Raw genomic sequence first — 1,400 nt, forward strand, 5'->3', positions numbered from 1 at the left:
GAGGACGTGGCGGGCATCGACGAGGCCAAGGAGGACCTTCAGGAGGTGGTGGAGTTCCTGCGCGATCCGCAGAAGTTCCAGCGCCTGGGCGGGCGCATTCCCCGCGGCGTGCTGCTGGTCGGGCCTCCCGGCACCGGCAAGACGCTCACCGCCCGCGCCGTGGCCGGCGAGGCCAACGTGCCGTTCTTCACCATTTCGGGCTCGGACTTCGTCGAGATGTTCGTGGGCGTGGGCGCCTCCCGCGTGCGCGACATGTTCGACCAGGCCAAGAAGAACGCGCCCTGCATCATCTTCATCGACGAGATCGACGCGGTCGGCCGCCATCGCGGCGCCGGTCTGGGCGGCGGCAACGACGAGCGCGAGCAGACCCTCAACCAGCTTCTGGTCGAGATGGACGGTTTCGAGGCCAACGAGGGCGTGATCATCATCGCGGCCACCAACCGGCCCGACGTGCTCGATCCGGCGCTGCTGCGCCCGGGCCGCTTCGACCGCCAGATCGTGGTGCCCAACCCGGACGTGGTCGGGCGCGAGAAGATCCTGCGGGTGCACGTGCGCAAGGTGCCGCTGGCGCCGGACGTGGACCTGAAGGTGATCGCCCGCGGCACCCCCGGCTTCTCGGGGGCGGACCTGATGAACCTGGTCAACGAGGCGGCGCTTCTGGCGGCGCGGCGCGGCAAGCGCATCGTGACCATGCAGGAGTTCGAGGACGCCAAGGACAAGGTGATGATGGGCGCCGAGCGCCGCACCCTGGTGATGACCGACGACGAGAAGCGCCTGACCGCCTATCACGAGGCCGGCCACGCCATCGTGGCGCTGAACGTGCCGGCGACCGACCCGGTGCACAAGGCCACCATCATCCCGCGCGGGCGGGCTCTGGGCATGGTGATGCAGCTGCCGGAGCGGGACAAGCTGTCGATGACCTACGAGCAGATGACGTCGCGTCTGGCGATCATGATGGGCGGGCGCATTGCCGAGGAGATGATCTTCGGCCAGGAGAAGGTGACCTCGGGGGCGCAGTCGGACATCGAGCAGGCGACGCGGCTGGCCCGGATGATGGTGACCCGGTGGGGGTTCTCGCCGGAGCTGGGCACGGTGGCCTATGGCGAGAACCAGGAGGAGGTGTTCCTGGGCATGTCCATGGGGCGCCAGCAGAACATCTCGGAGGCCACCGCGCAGAAGATCGACTCGGAGGTGCGGCGTCTGGTGGAGGCGGGTCTCAACGACGCGCGGCGGATCCTAACGGAGAAGCAGCAGGATCTGGAGGCGCTGGCGAAGGGCCTTCTGGAGTACGAGACCCTGTCGGGGGACGAGATCCGCAACCTTCTCGACGGGCAGCCGCCGATCCGCGACACCGGCGAGAGCGTCACCGCCACCCGCGGCTCCGCCGTCCCCACCGCAGG

At 69.1% G+C, this 1,400-nt stretch carries 1 protein-coding gene; it reads left to right on the forward strand.

Annotated elements, in window-relative coordinates; translation table 11 throughout:
* Window positions 1-1,400: ATP-dependent zinc metalloprotease FtsH (gene ftsH / locus LGR44_RS21655; protein WP_226742791.1), on the forward strand; the 1,400-nt coding region annotated here is incomplete at both ends.

Origin of the sequence: Microvirga lenta, from assembly GCF_020532555.1 — a bacterium.
Classification (GTDB): domain Bacteria; phylum Pseudomonadota; class Alphaproteobacteria; order Rhizobiales; family Beijerinckiaceae; genus Microvirga; species Microvirga lenta.